This is a genomic window from Flavobacterium sp., from assembly GCF_017744675.1.
In the GTDB taxonomy this organism is placed as follows: domain Bacteria; phylum Bacteroidota; class Bacteroidia; order Flavobacteriales; family Flavobacteriaceae; genus Flavobacterium.
Genome location: NZ_JAGIAV010000010.1, coordinates 1 through 23,539 on the forward strand (window position 1 = coordinate 1; position 23,539 = coordinate 23,539).

Consider the following 23,539-nt stretch of genomic DNA (forward strand, 5'->3'; position numbering starts at 1 on the left):
TTTTTAATGATATTGTGTTCGGTTTCTGATGATATTGATATATTTTTGAACTAATAAAAAGCTACTGGTGATTAGATTATTAAAATATCGAGCAATAAAAAACCTCGGAATGTAAATTCCGAGGTTTTTTTATAAGTAAGAAAACTTAAATTATTTTCTTTTGATAACTCTTTCTACAGCTTCAACAATTGCTTGATTGTTTAGTTTGTATTTTTCCATTAATTGCTCTGGAGTTCCAGATTCTCCAAAACTATCTTTAACAGCTACAAATTCTTGTGGAGTTGGGTTGTTTAAAGCTAATACTCCAGAAACGCTTTCTCCAAGACCTCCAAGGTAGTTGTGCTCTTCTGCAGTAACTACGCATCTAGTTTTAGCAACAGATTTTAAAATTGCTTCTTCGTCAAGAGGTTTAATAGTGTGGATGTTGATTACTTCAGCTGAAATTCCTTTTGCTTCAAGAGCTTCGGCAGCAATAAGAGCTTCCCAAACTAAGTGTCCTGTTGCAATAATAGTAACATCTGTTCCTTCGTTTAACATAATTGCTTTTCCAATTACGAAAGGTTCGTCAGCAGGAGTGAAGTTAGGTACAACCGGACGTCCGAAACGTAAGTATGCTGGACCATGGTGGTCAGCTAATGCTAAAGTTGCAGCTTTAGTCTGGTTGTAATCGCAAGTATTGATTACAGTCATACCAGGCAACATTTTCATTAAACCAATATCTTCTAAAATTTGGTGCGTTGCTCCGTCTTCTCCTAAAGTTAAACCAGCGTGAGAAGCACAAATTTTTACGTTTTTATCTGAGTAAGCAACAGATTGACGAATTTGGTCATAAACTCTACCAGTAGAGAAGTTAGCGAAAGTTCCTGTAAAAGGAATTTTCCCTCCAATAGTTAAACCTGCAGCGATTCCGATCATGTTTGCCTCAGCAATACCAATTTGGAAAAAACGCTCTGGGTGATTTTTCTTGAATTCGTCAAATTTTAATGATCCGATTAAGTCAGCACATAATGCAACCACATTTTCGTTTTTTTGACCTAATTCTGTCATTCCCGCTCCAAAACCAGAACGAGTATCTTTACTTCCTGTATTTGTATATTTTTTCATTTCTATTTTTGCTGTGTGCAATAGGCAGTAAGCAATAAGCGTACAGCTTATAGCTTAAAGCGTAAAGCTTTTTTTAATAATCAACTTGATCTTTAGAGTAGTTTTGAGCCAATGCATTTGCCAATTGCTCATCATTTGGAGCTTTACCGTGCCAAGCGTGAGTGTGCATCATGAAATCTACACCATTACCCATTTCTGTGTGTAATAAAACGCAAACTGGTTTTCCTTTTCCTGTTCTTGATTTAGCATCAGCATAACCAGCAATGATAGCATCAATGTTGTTTCCTTCTGCGATTTCTAAAACATCCCAGCCAAAAGCTTCAAATTTTGCGCGTAGGCTTCCCATTGCCAAAACTTCGTCAGTTGTACCGTCAATTTGTTTTCCGTTAACATCAACTGTAGCGATAAGGTTGTCTACTTTTTTAGCGGAAGCATACATAATAGCTTCCCAGTTTTGACCTTCTTGCAATTCTCCGTCTCCGTGCAAAGTATAAACTAAATGGTTGTCTCCGTTTAATTTTTTGGCTTGAGCAGCACCCAAAGCCACAGATAAACCTTGTCCTAAAGAGCCAGAAGCCATACGCACTCCAGGTAAACCTTCGTGAGTTGTTGGGTGTCCTTGTAAACGAGAGTTTAATAATCTAAAAGTAGCAAGTTCTGAGATTGGAAAATAACCGCTACGAGCTAGGACGCTATAGAATACTGGTGAGATGTGACCATTTGAAAGGAAAAAGATATCCTCTCCAATTCCGTCCATATCAAAACCTTCCTTGCGGTCCATGATACTTTGATATAGTGTAACCAAAAATTCAGTACAACCTAAAGAACCACCTGGGTGCCCAGAGTTTACAGCATGTACCATTCTAAGAATATCTCTTCTTACTTGGATCGTTAAATCGCTTAATTGTTGTGTGTTAGGCTTCATTTTATATGTAAAAGTTAAACTGAAGCAAAAGTAAACGTTATTTTGCGGGGAGACAAATGATTTTTTGCTTTAGTTTTATAGCAATTGTTAAATTTTGCTGTTTTTTTTACATTAAGCAGAAAAATATAACAGCTGTTTTGCCTTTTGAACTTTTACAAGTGTGTTTTTTACAATTTTAAATTAAGTAATTAAAAAAATCTTGCGTTATGCAAGATTTTTATGCTTTAGGCAAGGTTATAAATTTGTTAATAGATTTATTCTGTATCACCTTGACTGTAATAATTGTTTTCTTCATCTTCAGATCCTATGTCTTCTTGCTCGTCGTCTAGTTCAGCACCAGGAATGTCTAGATCATTACCGATTTTATCACTGTTTTGTTTCCATTCGTGATTGTTCTGATTAATAATACGTTCGCCTGAAATTTCTTCAGGATCTATATCTTCTAGTTTGTTGTCTTGATTGTAAATGTCTTCATTTGCTGGATAATCCATATTTTCAAGATTTTTTTCAATCTGATCGTCCTTAATCTGATCTAATTTTTCTTCAGAGTTTATCATGATTTTAAATTTTTAGTTGTAACACTGTTTGCTTATTTAAAATTACGAAATAAAAACGGCATGCTATTATATTTTATCGTGCTGATATTGTAGTTTTTACATTCAATTTTGTTCTAAAGTTGAAATACGGTAGGCTGTTTGCGTTAGGGATAGAAGCGGCATCCTTTTGCGATACATTTTTCTTATTAAATTAAAAATGAATGTTCTTGAGCAAAAGATATAGCGGATAGCCCGACCCGCCGCGGCGGGTAACGCCCAAATAGATTAAATTCAAATGTGAAAATCCAAATTCCGAAAACATAGAATCAAAAAATTAAGAAAACATTATCTAAATTTCTAGTTGACAAATTTTCTAATTAATAAAATTTCCTGAAATTAAACTATCTTTGCCGTCCCGAACGGTCGGGAGAAAAACGAATTTATGAAGTTTGATTTATTACAACAAGATCCGCAGTCTAAAGCAAGAGCGGGTAGTATTACTACAGATCACGGAGTTATAGAGACTCCTATTTTTATGCCAGTTGGTACTGTCGCTTCTGTAAAAGGAGTACATCAGCGTGAGCTTAAAGAAGAGATTAATCCAGATATTATTCTTGGAAACACTTATCATTTATATTTACGTCCGCAAACTGAAATTTTAGAAAAAGCTGGCGGATTGCATAAATTTATGAATTGGGATCGTAATATTTTGACCGATTCTGGAGGATATCAAGTGTATTCTCTTTCTTCAAACAGAAAAATTAAGGAAGAAGGGGTAAAGTTTAAATCGCATATTGACGGTTCTTACCACTTTTTTACACCAGAAAATGTAATGGAAATTCAGCGTACAATTGGTGCTGATATTATCATGGCTTTTGATGAGTGTACACCTTATCCTTGCGATTACCGTTATGCGCAACGCTCGATGCATATGACGCACCGTTGGTTGGATCGTTGTATTAATCATTTAGAAAAAGTTCCATATAAATACGGTTACGAGCAAACGTTTTTCCCGATTGTTCAAGGAAGTACTTATAAAGATCTTCGTCGCCAGTCGGCAGAGTATATTGCAAATGCTGGTCAGCAAGGAAATGCAATTGGCGGACTTTCTGTTGGTGAACCAGCAGAAGAAATGTACGCTATGACTGAAGTAGTTTGCGAAATTCTTCCAGAAGACAAGCCTCGTTACTTAATGGGAGTTGGAACTCCAATTAATATTTTAGAAAACATTGCTTTAGGTATTGATATGTTTGACTGTGTTATGCCAACTCGTAATGCAAGAAACGGAATGTTGTTTACAGCAAATGGGACAATTAATATTAAGAACAAGAAGTGGGAAGCAGATTTTTCTCCAATTGACGAAATGGGACATACTTTTGTAGATACAGAATATACAAAAGCTTATTTACGCCACTTGTTTGCTGCAAACGAATATGTAGGAAAACAAATTGCAACCATTCATAATCTTGGTTTTTATATGTGGTTGGTTCGTGAAGCTAGAAAACATATCTTAGCGGGCGATTTTAGACCATGGAAAGAAATGATGGTAAAAAACATGAGCCAAAGACTTTAAAAAGTTTAAAATTGTTTCAGGTTTCAGGTTACAAGTTTTCTCAGTATAACTTGTAACCTGAAACCTGAAACTTGAAACAAAAATATATGCTGACGATAATAGATAAGTATATTTTAAAAAGATATTTAGCCACTTTCTCGGTGATGATCTTATTATTTATTCCGATTGGAATTGTAATAGATGTTTCAGAAAAGGTGAATAAAATGTTAGAAAATAAGGTGCCATTTACACAGATTGCAATTTACTATTACAATTTTACGGTGTATTTTGCAAACTCCTTATTTCCTATCTTTTTATTTTTATCCGTAATCTGGTTTACTTCAAAATTGGCCAATAACACTGAGATTATTGCAATTTTAAGTTCAGGAATTTCATTTACAAGATTTTTAAGACCATACATTATTGGGGCAAGTATTGTTTCGGTTTTTGTATTGATCATGGGTTTCTTTATTGTTCCTGCTGCTAGTGAAGGATTTAACAATTTTAGGTATACCTATCTGAAAGGAAATGGAAAGGCAGAAATGCGTGGCGAAAGCACCAATGTTTACAGACAGTTAAATGATAACGATTTTATTTTTGTAAATAGTTTTAATGAAGAATCTAAGACAGCATTCAACTTTACATTGGAGCATTTTGAAAAAGAAAAATTAACTTATAAAATTTCAGCAAGCCGTATAAAATGGGATCCTAAAAAGAAAGTTTATATTTTATACGATTATACTAAAAGAACAGTAGGAGAACTGAATGATGTAATTGAAAAATCTCCTGAAAAAAATGTTGCTTTTAAGTTTGAATTGGCCGATTTAACACCTGTAGTTTATATTGCCGAAACGCTGCCTTTGGGCAAATTGATTGATTTTATCGAAAAAGAGAGAAAAAGAGGTTCAGGAAACATTAATACCTATTTAGTCGTTCTTTATAAAAAATATAGTATTCCTGTGTCGGCATTTATTTTAACGATTATTGCCGTTGCCGTTTCTTCTATGAAACGACGTGGAGGAATGGGAATGAATCTTGCTATTGGAATTGCGATCGCGTTTTCATTTGTATTCTTTGATAAAATCTTCGGTACACTGGCCGAAAAATCTACATTCTCACCTTTATTGGCTGTTTGGTTTCCAAATATTGTTTTTGGAATTTTGGCAGTTTACTTATTACGTAATGCGAAACGATAATCTAAAAAGTTATTTAAATCTTCACTTAATTGTCTTTATCTGGGGTTTTACAGCTATTTTAGGTGCTTTAATAACAATTGATGCTGATAATCTGGTTTGGTATAGAATGTTGCTTGCCATGATTTTTCTCGGCGGATTTATTGCTGTTAAAAAACAATCTTTTCAAGTCCCGATAAAAGAATTTTTTAAATTAATATTTGTTGGATTATTGATTGCGCTGCATTGGATTTTCTTCTTTAAAGCAATTCACGTATCCAACGTTTCAATTACGCTTTCCATATTTTCTTTGGGAGCATTTTTTGCATCCTTATTAGAACCATTATTTTATGGAAGAAAAGTGCTTTGGTACGAGGTTTTCTTCGGACTTGTCATTATTGCTGGTTTAGGATTAATTCTTCAAGTGGAAATAAAATATCTTACAGGAGTTTATTACGCTTTGGCAGCCATCATATTAGGAGTTTTGTTTACCTTAATGAATGGAAAACTAATTTCAGATCACGAACCTTCAGTGATTACATTTTACGAATTTGGAGCAGGCGTTTTCTTTATCACGATTTATTTTTTATTTCAAGGAAAATTCACTGCAGATTTCTTCAAGTTGTCTTTAAATAACTGGATTTTGTTATTGATTTTGGCTTCAATCTGTACAGCTTACGCTTTTACAGCTTCCGTAAAAGTAATGCAAAGGCTAACACCTTATACTGTAATGCTAACTACTAATCTAGAACCAGTTTACGGGATAGTTTTGGCCTATTTTATCTTGGGAGGAAAAGAAAAAATGAGTGTAGAGTTTTATATTGGCGCCGTTATAATCATCATAACAGTTATTCTAAATGGTGTATTCAAACATTATCAGAACAAGAAAAAGAACTTGTAATAGTTTACTTATTTTTAAAATGCATTTTTATACTTTAAATAACAATTAACTTCGCCAATGATATAATATTTTTATATTTGCGGTTCGATTTAAAAACAAAATTCAAAAATCCATGGAATATTTAGATTTTGAGCTTCCAATTAAAGAACTTGAGGAACAGTTAGAAAAGTGTGTTATTATTGGAAAAGAATCTGACGTTGACGTAACGCCAACGTGCAAGGAAATCAACAAGAAATTAGAGCAAACTAAGAAAGATATATACAAAAACCTTACGGCTTGGCAGAGGGTACAATTGTCAAGACATCCAAATAGACCTTATACTTTAGACTATATCAAAGCAATTTGCGGAGATACTTTCTTAGAACTTCACGGAGATAGAGGTTTTAAAGATGATAAAGCAATGGTTGGTGGTCTTGGTAAAATAAACGGACAGTCGTTTATGATTATCGGTCAGCAAAAAGGCTTTAATACCAAAACACGTCAATACCGTAATTTTGGTATGGCAAATCCAGAAGGATACCGTAAAGCTTTACGTTTGATGAAAATGGCAGAGAAATTTGGAATTCCAGTTCTTACTTTGGTAGATACTCCCGGTGCATATCCTGGACTTGAAGCGGAGGAAAGAGGACAAGGAGAAGCTATTGCTAGAAATATCTTCGAAATGGTCCGTTTGCAAGTGCCAATCATTACAATTATCGTAGGTGAAGGTGCTTCTGGTGGAGCTTTAGGAATTGGTGTTGGAGACCGTGTTTACATGTTAGAAAACACTTGGTACTCTGTAATTTCTCCAGAATCTTGCTCTTCTATTTTATGGAAAAGCTGGGAATATAAAGAGCGTGCAGCAGAGGCTTTAAAACTGACTTCTTCTGACATGAAAAAACAAAAATTAGTTGATGATGTAATTCCAGAACCACTTGGCGGAGCACATTACGACAGAGAAACTACTTTTAAAACAGTAGCGGAATATATTACAAAAGGATATAACGAATTGAAAGACTTATCAACAGCCGATCTAATTGCCCAGAGAATGGACAAATACAGTAATATGGGCGAGTATAAAGAGTAAATTTATATATAATGATTAAAAATCCGAAGCCCTGCGGTTTCGGATTTTTTTTTGGTTATCAACAAAAAAAGTAAATTTATAAACAACTGAATCGTTATAATTAGATAACAATTTTTTTTCAAATTTTGTTACTTTCGCTATATGGAAAATTTCAAGAATGTAAATCCCGTAAAGGTCGATAAAACCACTATAATTAATCTAGAAAAAGGTAAGCTTCCTCCACAAGTAATTGACTTGGAAGAGGCTGTGCTTGGTGCGATGATGATTGACAAAAAAGGGGTAGATGATGTAATTGATATTTTACAGCCAGACGCTTTTTACAAAGACGCACACAAACATATTTTTGAAGCCATTTTGCAGCTTTTTACAGAAACGCAGCCAATCGATTTGCTGACGGTTTCTACGCAATTAAAGAAAAATGGAAAGCTCGAGTTGGCTGGAGGAGATTTTTATTTAATTCAGCTTACGCAAAAAATTGCTTCTTCTGCCCATATCGAATTTCACTCGCGTATTATTCTTCAGAAATTTATTCAAAGAAGTTTAATTCGAATTTCATCGGAGATTATTGAAGAATCTTATGACGAAACTACAGACGTGTTCGATTTGCTGGATAAAGCCGAATCTAAACTATATGAAGTAACGCAAGGAAATATTAAACGTAGTTCTGAAACTGCTCAAAGTTTAGTTTTACAGGCAAAGAAACGTATTGAAGAAATTGCAGGTAAAGAAGGTTTAAGTGGTGTTGCAACTGGATTTGAGAAGTTAGATGAAGTTACTTCTGGATGGCAGCCTTCCGATTTAATTATTATTGCGGCACGTCCTGGTATGGGTAAAACGGCTTTCGTCCTTTCGATGGCGAGAAACGTGAGTATTCAGTTTGGACATGCGGTTGCGATTTTCTCTCTGGAGATGGCATCAGTGCAGTTGATTACGAGACTTATTTCTTCTGAAACAGGATTGTCTTCAGAAAAATTAAGAACTGGTAAATTAGAAAAACACGAATGGGAACAGCTGAGTACTAAAGTGAAAAATTTAGAAAAAGCGCCATTGTTTATTGATGATACACCTTCGCTTTCGATATTCGATTTACGTGCAAAATGCCGTCGTTTGGCTTCGCAACACGGAATCAAATTAATTATTATTGACTACTTGCAGTTGATGACTGCAGGGGGAAGCGGAAAAGGAGGAGGAAACCGTGAGCAGGAGATCTCGACTATTTCTCGAAACTTAAAGGCTTTGGCAAAAGAGTTGAACGTTCCTGTTATTGCACTTTCTCAGTTATCGCGTGCCGTTGAAACCCGTGGATCTAGTAAACGTCCGCTTCTTTCCGATCTTCGTGAATCTGGAGCGATTGAGCAGGATGCCGATATCGTATCGTTTATTTATCGTCCTGAATATTACAAAATCGAAGAATGGGACGATGACGAAGCATCTTCTACACAAGGTCAGGCAGAGTTTATTATAGCCAAGCACCGTAACGGTGGTCTAGAAAATATCCGTCTTAAATTCTTAGGACATTTAGGTAAATTTGATAACCTTGAAGAATTTACAGGAGGCTACGATGATTTACCTTCTAAAATGAATCATGACGATAATCCTTTCCTAACGAAAAATTTACCATCTGCTAATGAAGCTTTCGGAAGTAATTTTAATGACGACGACGACGACAGCGATGTTCCGTTTTAAAAAATTAAGAAGCCTTATTATTAAGGCTTTTTTTATGTTTTGACGTTAATCTTTTAATAAAAATCAGTAGTTTAGCTAAACCAATTATAAACTATTAATTTTTTTAAATTATTAACCAAAAACAAATTTAAATTATGAATGAAGAAACTTTTCCAGGGCCTATTCAGATTCCTGTAGCAACTGCAAACGAGTGGGAAAAAAGATATCAAGATGATACCACAGTCGAAGACTCTAAAAACAAAGTAAAAGGCTTCCTTGTTCCAAGAGAAAGTCTAGAAAAAGTATTAGCGCTTAAAACAGAAGCTGTTTGGGCTTATTTAGGTATAAATGATCAAAAAGAAAAAACATTACTTTTTGTTGGGGCCGAATATGATAAAGAAACAGGGAAGTGGATTAATGTATATGGAACGGGAGATGGTTTAGAAGGTTGCGAAGGAGATGATGAAGTAGTGTACGATGGTGCTCGTCCAAGTCCTCCATATTAATTAAAGAAATAAAAAATGGATGATTTTTTAATATATTCAAGTTATTTGATTTTATTGATTAATCTTGTTCTATATACATTTAGCTTTTTCCAAAAGGAAAAAGCTAATGTTTTTTTTGTCTCCTACCTGGCATTTTCAACTGTGTTGCAGTTTTCAATGGAGTTGGTATACCATTTAGGGATGAATAATTTATTTCTAGTAAATATTTTTTTTATCGGGCAAATGATCATACTAGGACTTTTTTATAATTCACTTTTTTATAATAGAGCTCAAAAAATATTCGTTAAGGCTTCATTAATAATTGCTTTATTGATCTTATTGGTGCAATTTGCAATAGATTCAAGTCAGTTTTTAAAATTTAATTTATTCGAAATTACTTTAACTTCCTTGCTTATAGTTGTTTTTGCACTACTTCATTTTTATAATATGCTTACAGAAAATAAAAAGTATTACTATATAAGTATGGGGGTGGTTTTTTATTTGTTGGCGAGCACGGTTTTATTTTTAATTGGTAATCTTTCAACAGGATTGAGCGCCGACTTAAAATACTTAAGCTGGCAATTAAATGCTTTTTTATTAATAGTTTATTACTTGATTATTTTATTTGAATGGCTAAAAAGTTTTTACAAAAAAGAAAGTTTACAAAGCTAGTTTGTAATTTTAATATAATAAAGATATGAATGTAGGTCATATTCCTGAAAAAGAACTTGTAGCCATAATATTGTACATCTCTTTGTTTTTCATTATTGTTGCAGTCGCATTAATTATATTCTTTTACTTTTCTAGAAAAAAAATCATTCAGAAGGAATTAGAAAAAATAGATTTAATACTCCGTTATCAGAAAGAGCAATTACACGCTATCATTATAACACAGGAAGAAGAACGCAAAAGAATTGCTCAGGATCTTCATGATGATATTAGTTCAAAATTAAATATTGTCTCTTTAAACAGTCATTTGCTTACTGCACCTAATCTTACCGAGTCCGAAACGGCTGAGATTACAGAAAATATTATCAATTTAACGACAAAAGCTTTAGAGAACTCTAGAAAAATTGCGCATAATTTATTGCCACCAGTTTTTGAGAAATTTGGGCTAAATGCAGGTATAGAAGAATTATGTGAAGAATTTGAGAGCAGTAAATCGGTAAAAACACATTACATAAATGAGATTGATTTTGACGATAAGGATATAGATAGACATTTGCATGTTTTTAGAATTCTTCAGGAGCTTATGAACAATTCGCTACGTCATGGAAAAGCAACAGAAATATGGATTTCTTTTACCAGTAAAGACGAAAATAATATCTGCGATTATGAGGATAATGGTATTGGTTTTGACAGTTCTAAAATTGAAAATCAAAAAGGCCTTGGTATGAAAAACATTGACAGCCGAATATCATTTTTGGAAGGAACCATAGAAATTAACTCTGAAATTAATAAAGGAATTGCTGTAAAATTTACTTTTTAGACTTCATTTAACAATTTTATTAAGGTTTTTGGTCAATAAAACAGGTGATTTGGACTTTTTATAAATCATATTTTGTAATTTCGATAAACCAATTAAACGACCAAAATCAAATAAAGATGAATGCTGCTATTAAAATTGCTCTAGTAGATGATGAAATTTTGTTTAGAAAAGGAATTTCTTTTTTACTGCAAAGAGAACAAAATATAGACATTATTTTTGAAGCATCAAATGGAGATGAGCTGATTTCTCAATTAGATCAAAGAGAAATTAAACCAGATATCATAATAATGGACTTAAAGATGCCGGTCTTAAATGGTGTCGAAGCAACTAAAATTATTAAAAAGTTATTCCCTGATATTAAGATTATTGCATTGACGAGTTATGATACCAAATCTTTTATTGCAAATATGATTCAAGTTGGAGCCGTAGCTTACTTAATTAAAAATACTACTCCAAAAGATTTAATACATACCATAAATGAGGTAGCAAAAAAAGGATTTTATTACAACGAAAATGTCCTAAAAACAATTCAAGAGACAATAGTTTCTCCTAAAAATACGAGAGTAGGTCTAGAGACTAATTTTCTTTCTCCTCGTGAAATCGAAATCCTGCAATTAATTTGTCAGCAGAAAACCACAGCTGAAATTGCAGAACGTCTTTTTTTAAGTCCACGAACAATAGAAGGACATAGAAATAACTTATTGCTTAAAACAGAATCGCGTAATATTGCTGGTTTGGTTGTATACGCTATTCAAAATGAATTGGCAGTTTTAACAATCTAATTATGCTGTCAAGAATTGAATCGACAATACGTAATATAGTATAATTGTGATTACAAGGACACATAAACCTATTTTCTGAATCATATTCAGACCCTTTTGCTGGTTATTACTTTCATTAAACTTCATAGTGGTTATTTTTTACAGCGATTAGCTTCGTGAACTTGGGATAGCAAATGTATTGAGAATATTCTTCTTAATTATACGTGTTTTTACCTGTTTTGGTTTGTTTTAAAATCACTTTTTTTTCCGGGTTTTTATATTTAACATTCTTTTAGACTAGAAAAGATTCCTAGTGTTCTTTTTTTGCTGACGGCTTTTATATCTTTACTAAAATAATTTTCTGATGAATAAGAGTTTATTCTATATTTTTATATTACTGGTTACATTTAATGTAAGAGCTTCCTTTATTTTGCTTCCGATGGACGAGACAACGCAGCAAAATCATTTAAAAGCATATGGAATTACGTATTGGTGTTTAAGTAGAGATTACAAAGCAAGCTGGCTTTTAAATTACCGAGGAGGTTCTTTTTTACTTCCTGATGCTGATGAGATTAGGAAAGAATGTAAAATTAGAGGAGTAAGTTTTGAAGTAATTTCAGATAGTGAACAGGCATCAATATTAAACGAAATTTCGAGTCCTTCTCAAAATATGGAAGCTGTAATTTTAGAAAAAGCTCCTAAAATTGCCGTTTATACTCCAAAAGGAAAACAACCGTGGGATGATGCAGTAACTTTGGTTTTAACTTATGCAGAAATTCCTTTTACTCCAATTTATGATGAAGAAGTATTAAGCGATCAATTATTAATGTACGATTGGCTTCACCTGCATCATGAAGATTTTACTGGACAATACGGAAAATTTTATGCCGCTTATAAAAATACTCCCTGGTACATAGACCAAAAAAGAGATGCCGAAGCCCTGGCAACCAAACTAGGTTATGCGAAAGTTTCTCAAGAAAAAGGAGCGGTTGCAAAAAAAATTAGAGATTTTGTAATTGGAGGCGGTTTTATGTTTGCTATGTGTTCTGCTACCGATAGTTTTGATATTGCACTTGCGGCAGATGGAGTAGATATTTGCGAGGCAATGTTTGATGGAGATCCAAGTGAATCTAATTATCAGTCAAAATTAAATTATAATAATTCATTTGCCTTCAAAAACTTTACTTTAGAAAGAAGACCAGAAGTTTACGAGTTTTCGGATATTGACATGACAACAAAAAGACGAGTTCCAATGGAGAAGGATTATTTTACTTTAATGGAATTTTCTGCAAAATGGGATCCGATCCCGAGTATGTTGTGTCAGAATCATACACAATTGGTGAAAGGTTTTATGGGACAGACAACGTCATTTGATTCTTCATTGATAAAATCGAATATCTTGATTATGGGAACATGCGAATTGAACGGCGAGTCAAGGTATATTCATGGAGAAAAAGGCAAGGGAATGTTTACTTTTTTTGGCGGACATGATCCAGAAGATTTTCAACATCAGGTTGGAGATCCTCCAACGGTTTTAGACTTGCATCCTAATTCTCCAGGATATAGATTGATTTTGAATAATGTTTTATTTCCTGCTGCTCGAAAAAAGAAACTTAAAACCTAGATTAGTTTAGAGAAAACTCAAACCAGATTGGGATATGATCGGATATTTTTCTTGCATCCTTTAAAGAATCAAAATCTTCGTAAAATTTAATGATTCCGAAATTGCTTACTTTTAAATTTGATGTTTTATAAAAAATATTGTCAAATTCTGATGCCAGACAAATATTGCCTTTGCATTTATGTTTAAGAGTAGTTTTTTGATTTTTCAGCACAGGAGAATATCCCATTTTTTTTAATGGATTAAAAACTGAATGCTTCTCTGGACAATTAAAATCTCCTAAGAAAACGAGATTCAAATCAGGATATTCGTTTGGTAAAAATTTGAAATATTTGATTTCAGTTTCGGGCTGTTTCTTTTGCGTTATCGCATGAAAATTGACAAGCGTAATTGTCTTTTTATTAATTTCAAATGTCACAAAATAAGGCTCGCGATCAATTTCTAAACTAAATTTTTTCTCGAGCCAAGGTTTGTTTTTTAATTTGGCTTTATGAGTTTTCCAAATAAAAGCATATCGCTCAGTTTTGTAACTGCTGCTAGAAGTAGGATCGCTTATTTTATAGTCCCACTTACTTCCTTTTTGATTAAGTAGTGCTGCAAGCTTTGCAACGGTTTGTGCGCCTCCGTTACCAGCAACAACTTCTTGAATTGCAATAATATCATAATTAGAAACTGCTTTGGCAATATAACTTAAATCAATTTCAGATTTAGATTTTCCAAAGTTCTGAATATTCCAAGATAGCACTTTGGTTTGTGCGAAAGATAAAAAAGTGACTAATAATAAGAGAAGGCAGAGATTTTTTTTCATGTAAAATGTAATGGACTAAGATATAAATCTCATCTTCCTGCAATAATTAAGCCTTCCTTAAAAATTATTAGTGTTTTTTATATCTATTTTTTAGTGCCGTTCCTATAATTATAATTTGTAATACCAATAATGCTGGAATAAATATTATTTTCCAATCAATTTCAAGCCAGCCCGTTTTTTCAGAAATGAAAGCAAAGCTTATTGATAAAAAAAGGCAGAGTAACATTGTTTTCATAATAATTTTATTTTGTGTAGTATTAACTCTAGAGATTATTATACTAACTTTATTTTTTGGTTTCATTGGTTAGTTAATAGATTATCACAAATTTAGCAGTATAAAAAGTGTAATCCTTACGGGAAACCGTAAAGAGTATAAAAATTACACCAATCCAAAATCTTTTGCAATTGCAATTAAGTGCACATTATTATTGGCCTTAAAGTAAATTTTCAATTTATTGATTCTTTTTTCGATACTACTTGTTCCGTTAGGAGTAATAGATAAATCTTTAAACTCTTTAGAAATGCTTTCTAAAATATATCCTTTAGATAAGAGTTGTAAAATCGAAATGTCATATGATTCAATTTCAATTAGTGATTTATCATTAAAATTAAATGACAAATCTGATGAAAGTATTTTTTCCTCATTATTAAATGTACTTTCAATAGCATTTCTAAGCTCAGCAATACTATTTCGTCCTTTAGTGACATATGCATTAATGCCCAATTCATTAAAAAGAGTTTTAATTCTGTAGCTTTTGTCTTCTATAGAAAAAACAATTTTTTTAATTTTTGGTTGAACTTTGTTTACTGCATCGATAAGTTCATCGCCGCTATTTAAATTTACTTTTCTATGATCTGATTTAAATGACAAATCGGTTATCAGCAAATCATAAGGTTCATTATCTGCCAATGCTTTTTTTATTTTAAGCAAACCTTCGTCACAATATTTTACGTGATGAATTACGGGAACTTTTAACTCTTCAAGTACTTGAACAACTGAAAGGCTGATACTATCTAGATCTTCGGCAACTAAAACTTTTTTAAACATATTGTCTTTATATTGAAAATTTGAAACTTATTTTAAAACCATTTTCGGATTGTGTGTCAAAATTAAGAGTTCCTTTTATTGTTTTAATACGGTTTTCCACATTTTGTAGTCTTTTTTCTAAAATACCATGTTTCGAACTGATTTCGTTACCATTATCAGTATAGGTTATTAGAATGTTTTTCTTCTCTTTTTTAAATGTTATACTTGCTAATGAAGGATTATTTAATGTTTTCATCTGGTCAAATATTTCCTGAAGAACACGGAAAACAGTAATTTTTTTCACTCGGTCAATTTTGGACCATGAAAAAGAATGTAAACCATTTATTATTATGTTTAGGTTTTGGTTGGTATATCCAGAAATCATTTCTTTAAGTGCTTTTTCAAAATTTTCATCAGTAACTATTTCGCTATTCTCTCGAGAGATATTTCTGGTTTTTAAATAAATGTTGTTTAAATGAGATAGAAATTTTTCTTTGTTTTTTTCTTTTTCTAGATCATAGTTTTCTGTAAATAATACGATTTTATCAATATCTTTTTCAAGTTCAAACTGTAATTTTTCAGAAATACGCATTTCGTTTTTAAAAATTGCTTCATCCTTTTCTTTTTTTCCTTTCGATGTAACGAAGTAAATTATAAAAAGTGAAACGATGAGAGCGAAAGAAATCACTACGTACGATATTGTACTTCTATTTTTTTGTCTTTGAAGTTTCAACTCATTTTCGGCTTTAAGATTTTTAAGTTCTAAGTTTTCGTCTTTGTCCTTCTGTGAATTATATATAATATCTGCGAACTGATTTTTTGCTTTTTTTCTACTTACAGTAAGGCTGTCAACCATTCTTAAATAAATCTTAGAATGGTTTTTTGAATTTTCAGCGTTATCAGCTTCAATTAAAGCTCCTAACATAGTAATCTCATTTGCTACTGATTTTGCTTTTTTCGCACAGATATAAGCCTTTTCAGCATTAATTTTTTTTAATGCCGGATTATTGTATTTTTTGTAGTATTGATAAAGAGCGTAATAGTTGCCAATTAGTTCGTAATCATTATTTAATGTAAGGCCTATTTCCAAACTTTCGTTAAAGCAGTCCAATGCTTCTTTTTTATGATTTCCTAAATAAAAGTAACAGAGCCCCAAATTATATAATTTACCGCTGCGTAGAATATCTGTGTTTGAAGGAGTGATTTTGTCTTCGATCTTGAGTCTAGCTATGGGTTCTAATAAATCTACTGCCTCTTGAAATTTTCCTTGTTGCATGTACATAAATGCAATTTCCGATATTATTCTTGATTTCCTGAAAGTAGAGACTGCCTTTTTTAATGCTTTTTTATGATAAAATATTGCTTTTTCATTGTCATTAGTGTAATAATAGTTAAAAGCCATAAAAGTGTAAGCATTAACAGCATGCTTTATATTGGTTGTTTTGTCTAAATAAGGAAATCCTTTTATAAGGGTAGTTTCTGCCTCGTAATAATTACCATATCGTTGCAAGATTTCGACTATGGAATTTAATGAACCAACATATTCATCTGGATAATCTTCTTTTGGCTCACATAATAATTGCGTTTTGTTGAAGTAAAAATAGGCACTGTCATATTTTCCTGAATTAAAAAAAGCATTAGCTTTTTCTAATGTTTTTTTTATTTTAATTGAGCGATCAGCTTTAAGGTGATTCTTTTGTTGTTTTTGTGTTTCAGAATACTTTACGAAATAAAGAGTTGCTAAAATCAAACAAATGATTAATAAACAGAAAAGAATAATTTTTTTTTGAAAATAACGGAACGAGTTGTTAATCATTATATAGGGAATTTAATTAAAACCTCAAAACCTTTTCCAAAATCAGAATGAATTTCAACCTCTCCTTTAAGGGCTTGAATTCTATTCTCAATATTATGTAAACCATTTTTGTGAACCATTTTGTTTGAACCAATTCCTTTTCCGTTGTCGGTATAATTAATTATAATAGTATTGTTTCTTTCTTTAAAAGTTATGGCAACTAAAGTAGCATCACTATGTTTTTTCATGTTTACGAGCAATTCTTGGATGATTCTGTAAATAGATATTTTTTTAATTTCATCCAGTTGATTCCCTGAAATCTCATCTAAACCATTTATTAATAGGTTTATTTTAGGCGTATTAAATCCAGAAATCATCTCTTTGAGTGAAATTGTATAATTTTGATTACTTAAAATTGGATTGTTTTCCTTCGACACATCTCTTGTTCGAGAATAAATATCATCTAGCTTTTTCAATAAATGATTTCGGTTTTCTTCAGCAGAAAAATTTTTATTCTCAACAAAAGCCAAGGTATTATAAATGTCATTAGCCAATTCGTCATGCAGTTTTTTTGAAATTCTAGTTTCGCTTTGATAAGTTGCTTCAATTTTTTGACGATTATTTCGTGCAGTTAAAAAGTAATAAACAAATACAATCAAGCATGATGCTAATATAATTATGATATATGAAATAATATTTTTGCTTTCCTGTTTTTCTAATTGAAGTTCGTTTTTGATTCTTTGAGCCTTTAATTTTAAGTTTTCTTCTTTTTCCCTTTTAGAATCATATTTCATTTTTGCAAATTGATTTTTTGCTTTTTGTCTGAAGGAATAAATGTCCTGACTCACTTTTATGTAGAGAAGGGCTTTTTCTTTTGCTTCTGCAGCAGAATTAGTGTTTTCTATAATAAATTTTAAAGCCAGTAAACGATTATTTGTATTGTCAGATAATGTGTAGTTTTTGTAGCTTAATTTGGCATACATCATCGATAAAGACTTATTGTTGTGGTAATATTGAGCAAGATTATAATATGTTTTGCCTAAACCATCTTTATGTTTTGCTTCAGAGTTTATTTGTATGCTCTTCTGAAAAAAGGCCAAAGCTTTCGTATTCTTTAGTTTGGAATAACAAATGCCAATATAATCTAGTATTTTTGAATGATAAATTGGATTTTGCTGTACAATTTTTTCCTTGCTTATTGATAAAAATAATCGAAGCGCCTTATTGTACTGGTGTTGTTTAATATAAATTACCGCTATGTTATTTTTTGCTTCCAGTTTATTTATCTGGTCCGTTTTTAAGGTAAATGCTTTAGAATAATAGTAAATAGCAGTTGGGTAGTCATAAGTGTAATAATAGTTTCTTCCTAGCACACTATAGATATTCCATACATAATTTGGATCTTTTATTTTATTTAAATAAGGGATTGTTTCTGATGCAGTAGAAATACTTCCAATAAAATCTTCATGGTCTTGCTGAATTTCGGACATGTAATACATGCAATAAACATAGTTTTTAGCATCTTCTTGAGGATTGCAATTTGTTCGTGCTTTATTGTAATAAAAAAAGGCGCTATCTGTATTATGGAGGTTATTATGAAAATTGTCTGCTTTTCTAATTAATTTGAGAGTTTCAGTATGGCTTTTTGTTTTTTTAGAACTGATAATATTTTGCTTTTGACAGGAAAAAAACGTCAGTAAAAGAGTTGTTAAAAAGGTAAATATGGGTATTCTTTTTGATATCATGCGCCAAAAATAAAAAATCTAAGTTCCTATGAAAGCGTATAAATACCTGTTTTTGCAAAATCTGAAAAAAAAGAAAATTCACGCGCTGATTTTCAGATGAATAAAAAAAGACCCTCTTGTAGAAGGGTCTGTAGTGGTAAAAATGTTGTAAATTTAATCCTTATAAATTATTCTGCACGCATACCTGTTGCAATTCCAATTCTATTCCAAGCATTAATAGTAATGATTGCCATAATGATTTCTGCTAGATACTTTTCGTCAAATAGTTTTGCCGCATTTTGATAGGTTTCTTCAGAAACGTGATTGCTTATTAATGTTATTTCTTCTGTCAAAGCAAATATTGCTTTCTCTTCCTCAGTATAAAAATCAGCTTCACACCAAGCGTTAAGTAAATAAATGTGTTGTTCGCTTACTCCAAGTTTTCGAGCATCAGTAGTATGCATTTTGATACAATAAGCGCAACCGTTTACTTGAGAGGCTCTAATTTTAATTAATTCTTTATGTACTGGAGATAATGATGTTGAGTCAATATATTTTTCTAAGCCCAACATGGCTTGATATGCTTCTGGGGCAACTTGTGGGATAACAATTCTTGAGTTCATTTTTATATGTTTTAAAAGTTCAATACAAAGGTTAGTAATGTATGCTCTCAAAAACTTGAACTACTTCAAGAAATAAAGATTAGACTTTTCCAGCTCTAATTTTACTCATAAATTCGGCTGAAAAATCTAAATAGGAGGCAAGCATATATTGAGGAACTCGCTGTACAAATTCTGGAAAATGATCGTTAAAATGATGATATCGTTCTTCTGCCGACATTGTAAATAAGTATTTGATTCGCATTTGTGCAGCGCCAAAGCCTTTTTGTGCTACGATTCTAAAATATTTTTCCAGTTTAGGGATTTGAATTAAAAGAGAATCTAGAACTGATTTTTCCATAGCAATTACATCGCTAGTTTCAACAGCTTGTATATAAAAGTGAGAAGGTATATGATTGTGGTAACTCAAATAATCAGTTATCCACCAGTCTTCAATTCCAAATTGTAAAGTTTGCTCAACCCCTTTAGAATTGATGATGTATTGGCGTACACATCCTTTTACAATAAAATACATTGTATTGCATACTTGTCCTTCTTGCAGCACATGCTCTTTTTTCTTGATTTTTGATAGACTTAGACAGGACTCTAATAAATCGATCTCAGAAAGTTCGAGATTGATAAACTTTTGAATATGATGTATAAGTGCGTTTTCCATTTCTAAGAAAGTTACTTTTAGCAAATGTAATTTATTATGTGGTCACTTCATTAAGAATCGCAGTAAAAACAAAAAACCATCTGCCGCGGCAGATGGTTTTTTTATAATAAGTAAGTAATCTTAAATTGAGTTTATAAAACGTTTTATTTTACTTTATTAAGAATAGCTTTGAAAGCTTCTGGGTGATTCATAGCTAAATCTGCAAGAACTTTACGGTTCAATTCGATTCCGTTAGCTTTAACTTTTCCCATGAATTGAGAATAAGACATTCCTTCTAATCTAGCTCCAGCGTTGATACGTTGAATCCATAATGAACGGAAATTTCTTTTGTTTTGTTTTCTATCGCGGTAAGCGTAGCTCATCGCTTTCTCTACTGCATTCTTAGCAACTGTCCAAACGTTTTTACGTCTTCCAAAGAAACCTTTGGCTTGCTTCATTATTTTTTTTCTTCTTGCTCTTTTAGCAACTGAATTTACCGATCTTGGCATAATTTTAATGTTTTTTTGTAGCAGGCGTCCTGAATTGAATCAAAGGAACTTAAAGCCATACTCCAAGGTTATATAAATAATTTTTTAACCTAAAGAATTATTAGATAATTCTTAATTGTTGTTTAATGCTTCTCATATCTGTTTGGTGAACTAGCGCTGAGTGAGTCAAAGCTAATTTACGTTTTTTAGATTTTTTAGTCAAGATGTGACTTTTAAAAGCATGCTTTCTTTTAATCTTTCCAGAGCCAGTAACTTTAAAACGTTTCTTAGCGCTAGATTTTGTTTTCATTTTAGGCATTTTTCCTAGTGTTTTAATTTATTCTTACTTACTTATATTTTTGCTTCAAGTTTACAGTTTCAGGTTTCAAACTGAATACTGAAACTGCAAACTGAGACTATTTTTTCTTCTTAGGAGCAATGAACATAATCATTCTCTTCCCTTCCAAAACAGGCATAGCTTCAACTTTACCGTGTTCCTCTAAATCCTGAGCAAGACGTAATAATAGAATCTGACCTTGATCTTTATAAATGATAGAACGTCCTTTAAAGAAAACGAAAGCTTTTAATTTTGCTCCCTCTTTCAAGAATTTCTCAGCATTCTTTCTTTTAAATTCATAATCATGCTCGTCAGTTTGAGGACCAAATCGAATTTCCTTTACAACAACTTGAGAAGATTTAGCTTTCAAAGCCTTATCTCTTTTCTTTTGTTCGTAAACAAATTTCTTGTAGTCCATAATTTTACAAACCGGTGGTTCAGCGTTTGGCGAAATTTCAACCAAATCCAGCTCAAGCTGGTCAGCTAAACGTAACGCATCAGCTATTTTAAAAACCCCAGGTTCAATGTTTTCCCCTACAAGACGTACTTCTGGAACACGAATAAGATTGTTTATTCTGTGTGCATCTTTTTTTTCTACGCGAGGTTGAAAACCTCTGTTACTTTTTATTGCTATGACTTTCTAATTTAAGTTAAACTGTAAATACTTTTAATGTCTTTTTTATTTCTTCGTCTACAATCGAAGCAAACTCTTCGATCGAAACGGTGATATTACCTTTTCCTTCTTGTCCATGACGACGAATAGAAATCGTACCGTTTTTCTCTTCTTCCTCACCAACGATAAGCATAAATGGAATTTTCTGCATTTCTGCATCTCTAATTTTCTTACCGATAGTTTCATTTCGGTTGTCAATTAGGGCGCGAATTTCGTGATTTTCTAGCAAATCTAAAACTTTTTTAGCATAATTTTCGTATTTCTCGCTCAAAGACAAGATAATAGCCTGCTCAGGCATAAGCCAAAGTGGGAAATTTCCTGCAGTATGCTCTAGTAAAATTGCTATAAAACGTTCCATAGATCCAAAAGGAGCTCTGTGAATCATAACAGGGCGATGTAATTCATTATCAGCACCTTTATAAGTCAATTCAAAACGCTCAGGTAAGTTGTAATCAACTTGGATAGTTCCTAATTGCCATTGTCTTCCCAGAGCATCTTTTACCATGAAATCTAATTTCGGACCATAAAATGCTGCTTCACCATATTCTACAACAGTATTAAGACCTTTGTCTTTTGCTGCATTGATAATAGCATTTTCGGCTTTCTCCCAATTTTCATCAGTTCCAATATATTTCTCTCTGTCTTCCTGATCTCTCAATGAAATCTGAGCGGTAAAGTTTTCAAAACCTAAAGAGCCGAATACATATAATACAAGGTCAATTACTTTTTTGAATTCCTCATCTAATTGCTCTGGAGTACAGAAAATATGCGCGTCATCTTGAGTAAATCCTCTTACGCGAGTTAAGCCATGTAATTCTCCAGACTGCTCATATCTATAAACAGTACCAAATTCAGCATAACGCTTAGGTAAGTCTTTATATGACCAAGGTCTTACATTGTAAATCTCACAGTGGTGAGGGCAGTTCATTGGTTTCAATAAAAACTCTTCTCCTTCTGCAGGAGTATGTATTGGTTGGAAACTATCTGCTCCGTATTTAGCATAGTGGCCAGAAGTTACATAAAGTTCTTTTTGACCAATATGAGGGCTAACAACTTGCTCGTAACCCGCTTTCTTTTGTGCTCTTTTTAAGAATTGCTCTAAACGATCTCTCAAGGCAGCTCCTTTAGGCAGCCATAATGGCAAACCTTGACCAACCTTTTGCGAGAAAGCAAACAATTCAAGTTCTTTTCCTAATTTACGGTGATCACGACGTTTTGCTTCTTCAAGAAGTTCAAGATATTCAGTTAAATCTTTTTGTTTAGGGAAAGAAGTTCCGTAAACGCGAGTCAACTGTTTGTTTTTCTCATCACCTCTCCAGTAAGCACCGGCAACGCTCATAATCTTTACAGCCTTGATAATTCCAGTATTCGGAATATGTCCACCACGGCATAAATCAGTAAAAGTAGCATGATCGCAGAAAGTAATAGTTCCGTCTTCAAGATTAGAAATCAATTCAGTCTTGTAAACATTGTCTTTATACATCTCTAATGCTTCTGCTTTAGAAACAGGGCGCATTTTAAAATCGAATTTTCCTCTTGCAATCTCAAGAATGCGATCTTCAATCTTTTTGAAGTCAGCCTCAGAAATTTTCTGATCTCCAAAATCTACATCATAATAGAAGCCATTAGCAATCGCAGGTCCAAGAGTTAGTTTAATTCCTGGGTACAATTCCTCAAGAGCTTGAGCCATTACGTGCGAAGTCGAGTGCCAAAAAGCTTTTTTGCCTTCAGCATCATTCCAAGTATATAAAATAAGATTACCATCGGTCGTCAATGGAGTTTCGGTTTCAATAGTTGTACCATTAAAAGATGCAGAAATCACGTTTCTAGCAAAACCTTCGCTAATGTTTTTAGCGACCTCCATTGGAGTTACGCCTTGAGCGAACTCTCTAATTGACCCATCGGGTAAAGTAATCTTGATCATTGTTTATAATTTTGTGAATGCAAATATACATGATTACAAAAATACATACAATATATATGTACAAGTTTACTTTATTATATATGAGTAAACGTTTTTGTTTTGTATTATTTAAGTATGGCTCTCTTTCGTTACCATTATATATAAGTTATAGAATTCCAGGCCGAGCGCCAAGAAACGGAATAATGATTTTTGAAATCATATTTGACTTGCGAAACCCGACAGGTTTTCAAAA

Annotated in this window: 24 protein-coding genes; 10 read left to right on the plus strand and 14 right to left on the minus strand. The window is 32.5% G+C overall.

Annotated elements, in window-relative coordinates; translation table 11 throughout:
• Positions 1-150: 150 nt before the first annotated feature.
• From J7574_RS22975 to J7574_RS22985, 3 genes are all read right to left on the minus strand, one after another.
• Positions 151-1,104 carry a transketolase C-terminal domain-containing protein gene (locus J7574_RS22975; protein ID WP_290974642.1) on the minus strand — a complete coding sequence of 318 codons (954 nt, stop codon included), beginning with the start codon at positions 1,102-1,104 and terminating at the stop codon, positions 151-153.
• A gap of 73 nt (positions 1,105-1,177) precedes the next feature.
• On the minus strand, positions 1,178-2,029 hold the full coding sequence (locus J7574_RS22980; RefSeq protein WP_290974644.1) for a transketolase: 852 nt from the start codon (positions 2,027-2,029) through the stop codon (positions 1,178-1,180).
• Between the two features lie 254 nt (positions 2,030-2,283).
• Entirely contained in the window at positions 2,284-2,586 is a 303-nt protein-coding gene (locus J7574_RS22985) for a hypothetical protein (RefSeq protein WP_290974648.1), read from the minus strand.
• A gap of 421 nt (positions 2,587-3,007) precedes the next feature.
• Here J7574_RS22985 and tgt point away from each other — a divergent pair, with 421 nt between their 5' ends.
• The 10 genes from tgt to J7574_RS23035 all read left to right on the plus strand — a co-directional run bounded on the left by tgt (position 3,008) and on the right by J7574_RS23035 (position 13,280).
• The gene (tgt, locus tag J7574_RS22990) at positions 3,008-4,138 is read left to right on the plus strand and encodes a tRNA guanosine(34) transglycosylase Tgt (RefSeq protein ID WP_290974651.1); all 1,131 of its coding nucleotides are present in this window, start codon (positions 3,008-3,010) and stop codon (positions 4,136-4,138) included.
• Between the two features lie 86 nt (positions 4,139-4,224).
• Positions 4,225-5,313 (plus strand): LptF/LptG family permease, encoded by a 1,089-nt coding sequence (locus J7574_RS22995; protein ID WP_290974654.1) that lies wholly within the window; start codon positions 4,225-4,227, stop codon positions 5,311-5,313.
• Positions 5,300-6,190, plus strand: coding sequence for a DMT family transporter (locus tag J7574_RS23000; protein ID WP_290974656.1), 891 nt, complete (start codon positions 5,300-5,302; stop codon positions 6,188-6,190). Before J7574_RS22995 ends, J7574_RS23000 begins: the two co-directional genes overlap by 14 nt.
• 112 nt (positions 6,191-6,302) lie before the next feature.
• Complete coding sequence (locus J7574_RS23005) at positions 6,303-7,256, plus strand: acetyl-CoA carboxylase carboxyltransferase subunit alpha (RefSeq protein WP_290974659.1); 954 nt, start codon at positions 6,303-6,305, stop codon at positions 7,254-7,256.
• Between the two features lie 141 nt (positions 7,257-7,397).
• The gene (gene dnaB / locus J7574_RS23010; RefSeq protein ID WP_290974661.1) at positions 7,398-8,942 is read left to right on the plus strand and encodes a replicative DNA helicase; all 1,545 of its coding nucleotides are present in this window, start codon (positions 7,398-7,400) and stop codon (positions 8,940-8,942) included.
• 134 nt (positions 8,943-9,076) lie between these two features.
• Positions 9,077-9,427 (plus strand): hypothetical protein, encoded by a 351-nt coding sequence (locus J7574_RS23015; protein WP_290974664.1) that lies wholly within the window; start codon positions 9,077-9,079, stop codon positions 9,425-9,427.
• A gap of 15 nt (positions 9,428-9,442) precedes the next feature.
• On the plus strand, positions 9,443-10,078 hold the full coding sequence (locus J7574_RS23020) for a hypothetical protein (protein WP_290974666.1): 636 nt from the start codon (positions 9,443-9,445) through the stop codon (positions 10,076-10,078).
• Positions 10,079-10,103: 25 nt separating this feature from the next.
• A complete protein-coding gene (locus tag J7574_RS23025) occupies positions 10,104-10,895 on the plus strand; it encodes an ATP-binding protein (RefSeq protein WP_290974668.1) in 792 nt (263 codons plus the stop codon).
• Positions 10,896-11,011: 116 nt separating this feature from the next.
• Complete coding sequence (locus J7574_RS23030) at positions 11,012-11,677, plus strand: response regulator transcription factor (protein WP_290974671.1); 666 nt, start codon at positions 11,012-11,014, stop codon at positions 11,675-11,677.
• Between the two features lie 343 nt (positions 11,678-12,020).
• Entirely contained in the window at positions 12,021-13,280 is a 1,260-nt protein-coding gene (locus tag J7574_RS23035; RefSeq protein WP_290974674.1) for an asparagine synthetase B, read from the plus strand.
• Between the two features lies 1 nt (position 13,281).
• Here J7574_RS23035 and J7574_RS23040 read toward each other — a convergent pair whose 3' ends face one another.
• The 11 genes from J7574_RS23040 to thrS form a co-directional block, all read right to left on the minus strand.
• Entirely contained in the window at positions 13,282-14,085 is an 804-nt protein-coding gene (locus tag J7574_RS23040; protein ID WP_290974677.1) for an endonuclease/exonuclease/phosphatase family protein, read from the minus strand.
• A 67-nt stretch (positions 14,086-14,152) separates the two neighbouring features.
• Complete coding sequence (locus J7574_RS23045) at positions 14,153-14,320, minus strand: hypothetical protein (RefSeq protein WP_290974680.1); 168 nt, start codon at positions 14,318-14,320, stop codon at positions 14,153-14,155.
• 144 nt (positions 14,321-14,464) lie between these two features.
• Entirely contained in the window at positions 14,465-15,133 is a 669-nt protein-coding gene (locus J7574_RS23050; protein WP_290974682.1) for a response regulator, read from the minus strand.
• A 7-nt stretch (positions 15,134-15,140) separates the two neighbouring features.
• Positions 15,141-16,862, minus strand: a complete 1,722-nt coding sequence (locus tag J7574_RS23055) for a tetratricopeptide repeat protein (RefSeq protein WP_290974685.1) — start codon at positions 16,860-16,862, stop codon at positions 15,141-15,143.
• A 65-nt stretch (positions 16,863-16,927) separates the two neighbouring features.
• Positions 16,928-18,406 carry an ATP-binding protein gene (locus J7574_RS23060; protein ID WP_290974688.1) on the minus strand — a complete coding sequence of 493 codons (1,479 nt, stop codon included), beginning with the start codon at positions 18,404-18,406 and terminating at the stop codon, positions 16,928-16,930.
• Positions 18,407-18,819: 413 nt separating this feature from the next.
• A complete protein-coding gene (locus J7574_RS23065) occupies positions 18,820-19,254 on the minus strand; it encodes a carboxymuconolactone decarboxylase family protein (protein ID WP_290974690.1) in 435 nt (144 codons plus the stop codon).
• A 79-nt stretch (positions 19,255-19,333) separates the two neighbouring features.
• Positions 19,334-19,906: a Crp/Fnr family transcriptional regulator gene (locus tag J7574_RS23070; protein WP_290974693.1), complete on the minus strand. Its 573-nt coding sequence runs from the start codon at positions 19,904-19,906 to the stop codon at positions 19,334-19,336.
• Positions 19,907-20,049: 143 nt separating this feature from the next.
• The gene (gene rplT, locus J7574_RS23075; RefSeq protein ID WP_008464948.1) at positions 20,050-20,394 is read right to left on the minus strand and encodes a 50S ribosomal protein L20; all 345 of its coding nucleotides are present in this window, start codon (positions 20,392-20,394) and stop codon (positions 20,050-20,052) included.
• A 100-nt stretch (positions 20,395-20,494) separates the two neighbouring features.
• The gene (gene rpmI / locus J7574_RS23080; protein WP_008464950.1) at positions 20,495-20,692 is read right to left on the minus strand and encodes a 50S ribosomal protein L35; all 198 of its coding nucleotides are present in this window, start codon (positions 20,690-20,692) and stop codon (positions 20,495-20,497) included.
• 97 nt (positions 20,693-20,789) lie between these two features.
• Complete coding sequence (infC, locus tag J7574_RS23085) at positions 20,790-21,338, minus strand: translation initiation factor IF-3 (RefSeq protein WP_204251675.1); 549 nt, start codon at positions 21,336-21,338, stop codon at positions 20,790-20,792.
• Between the two features lie 22 nt (positions 21,339-21,360).
• Positions 21,361-23,307, minus strand: coding sequence for a threonine--tRNA ligase (gene thrS, locus J7574_RS23090; RefSeq protein ID WP_290974701.1), 1,947 nt, complete (start codon positions 23,305-23,307; stop codon positions 21,361-21,363).
• Between the last annotated feature and the right edge of the window lie 232 nt (positions 23,308-23,539).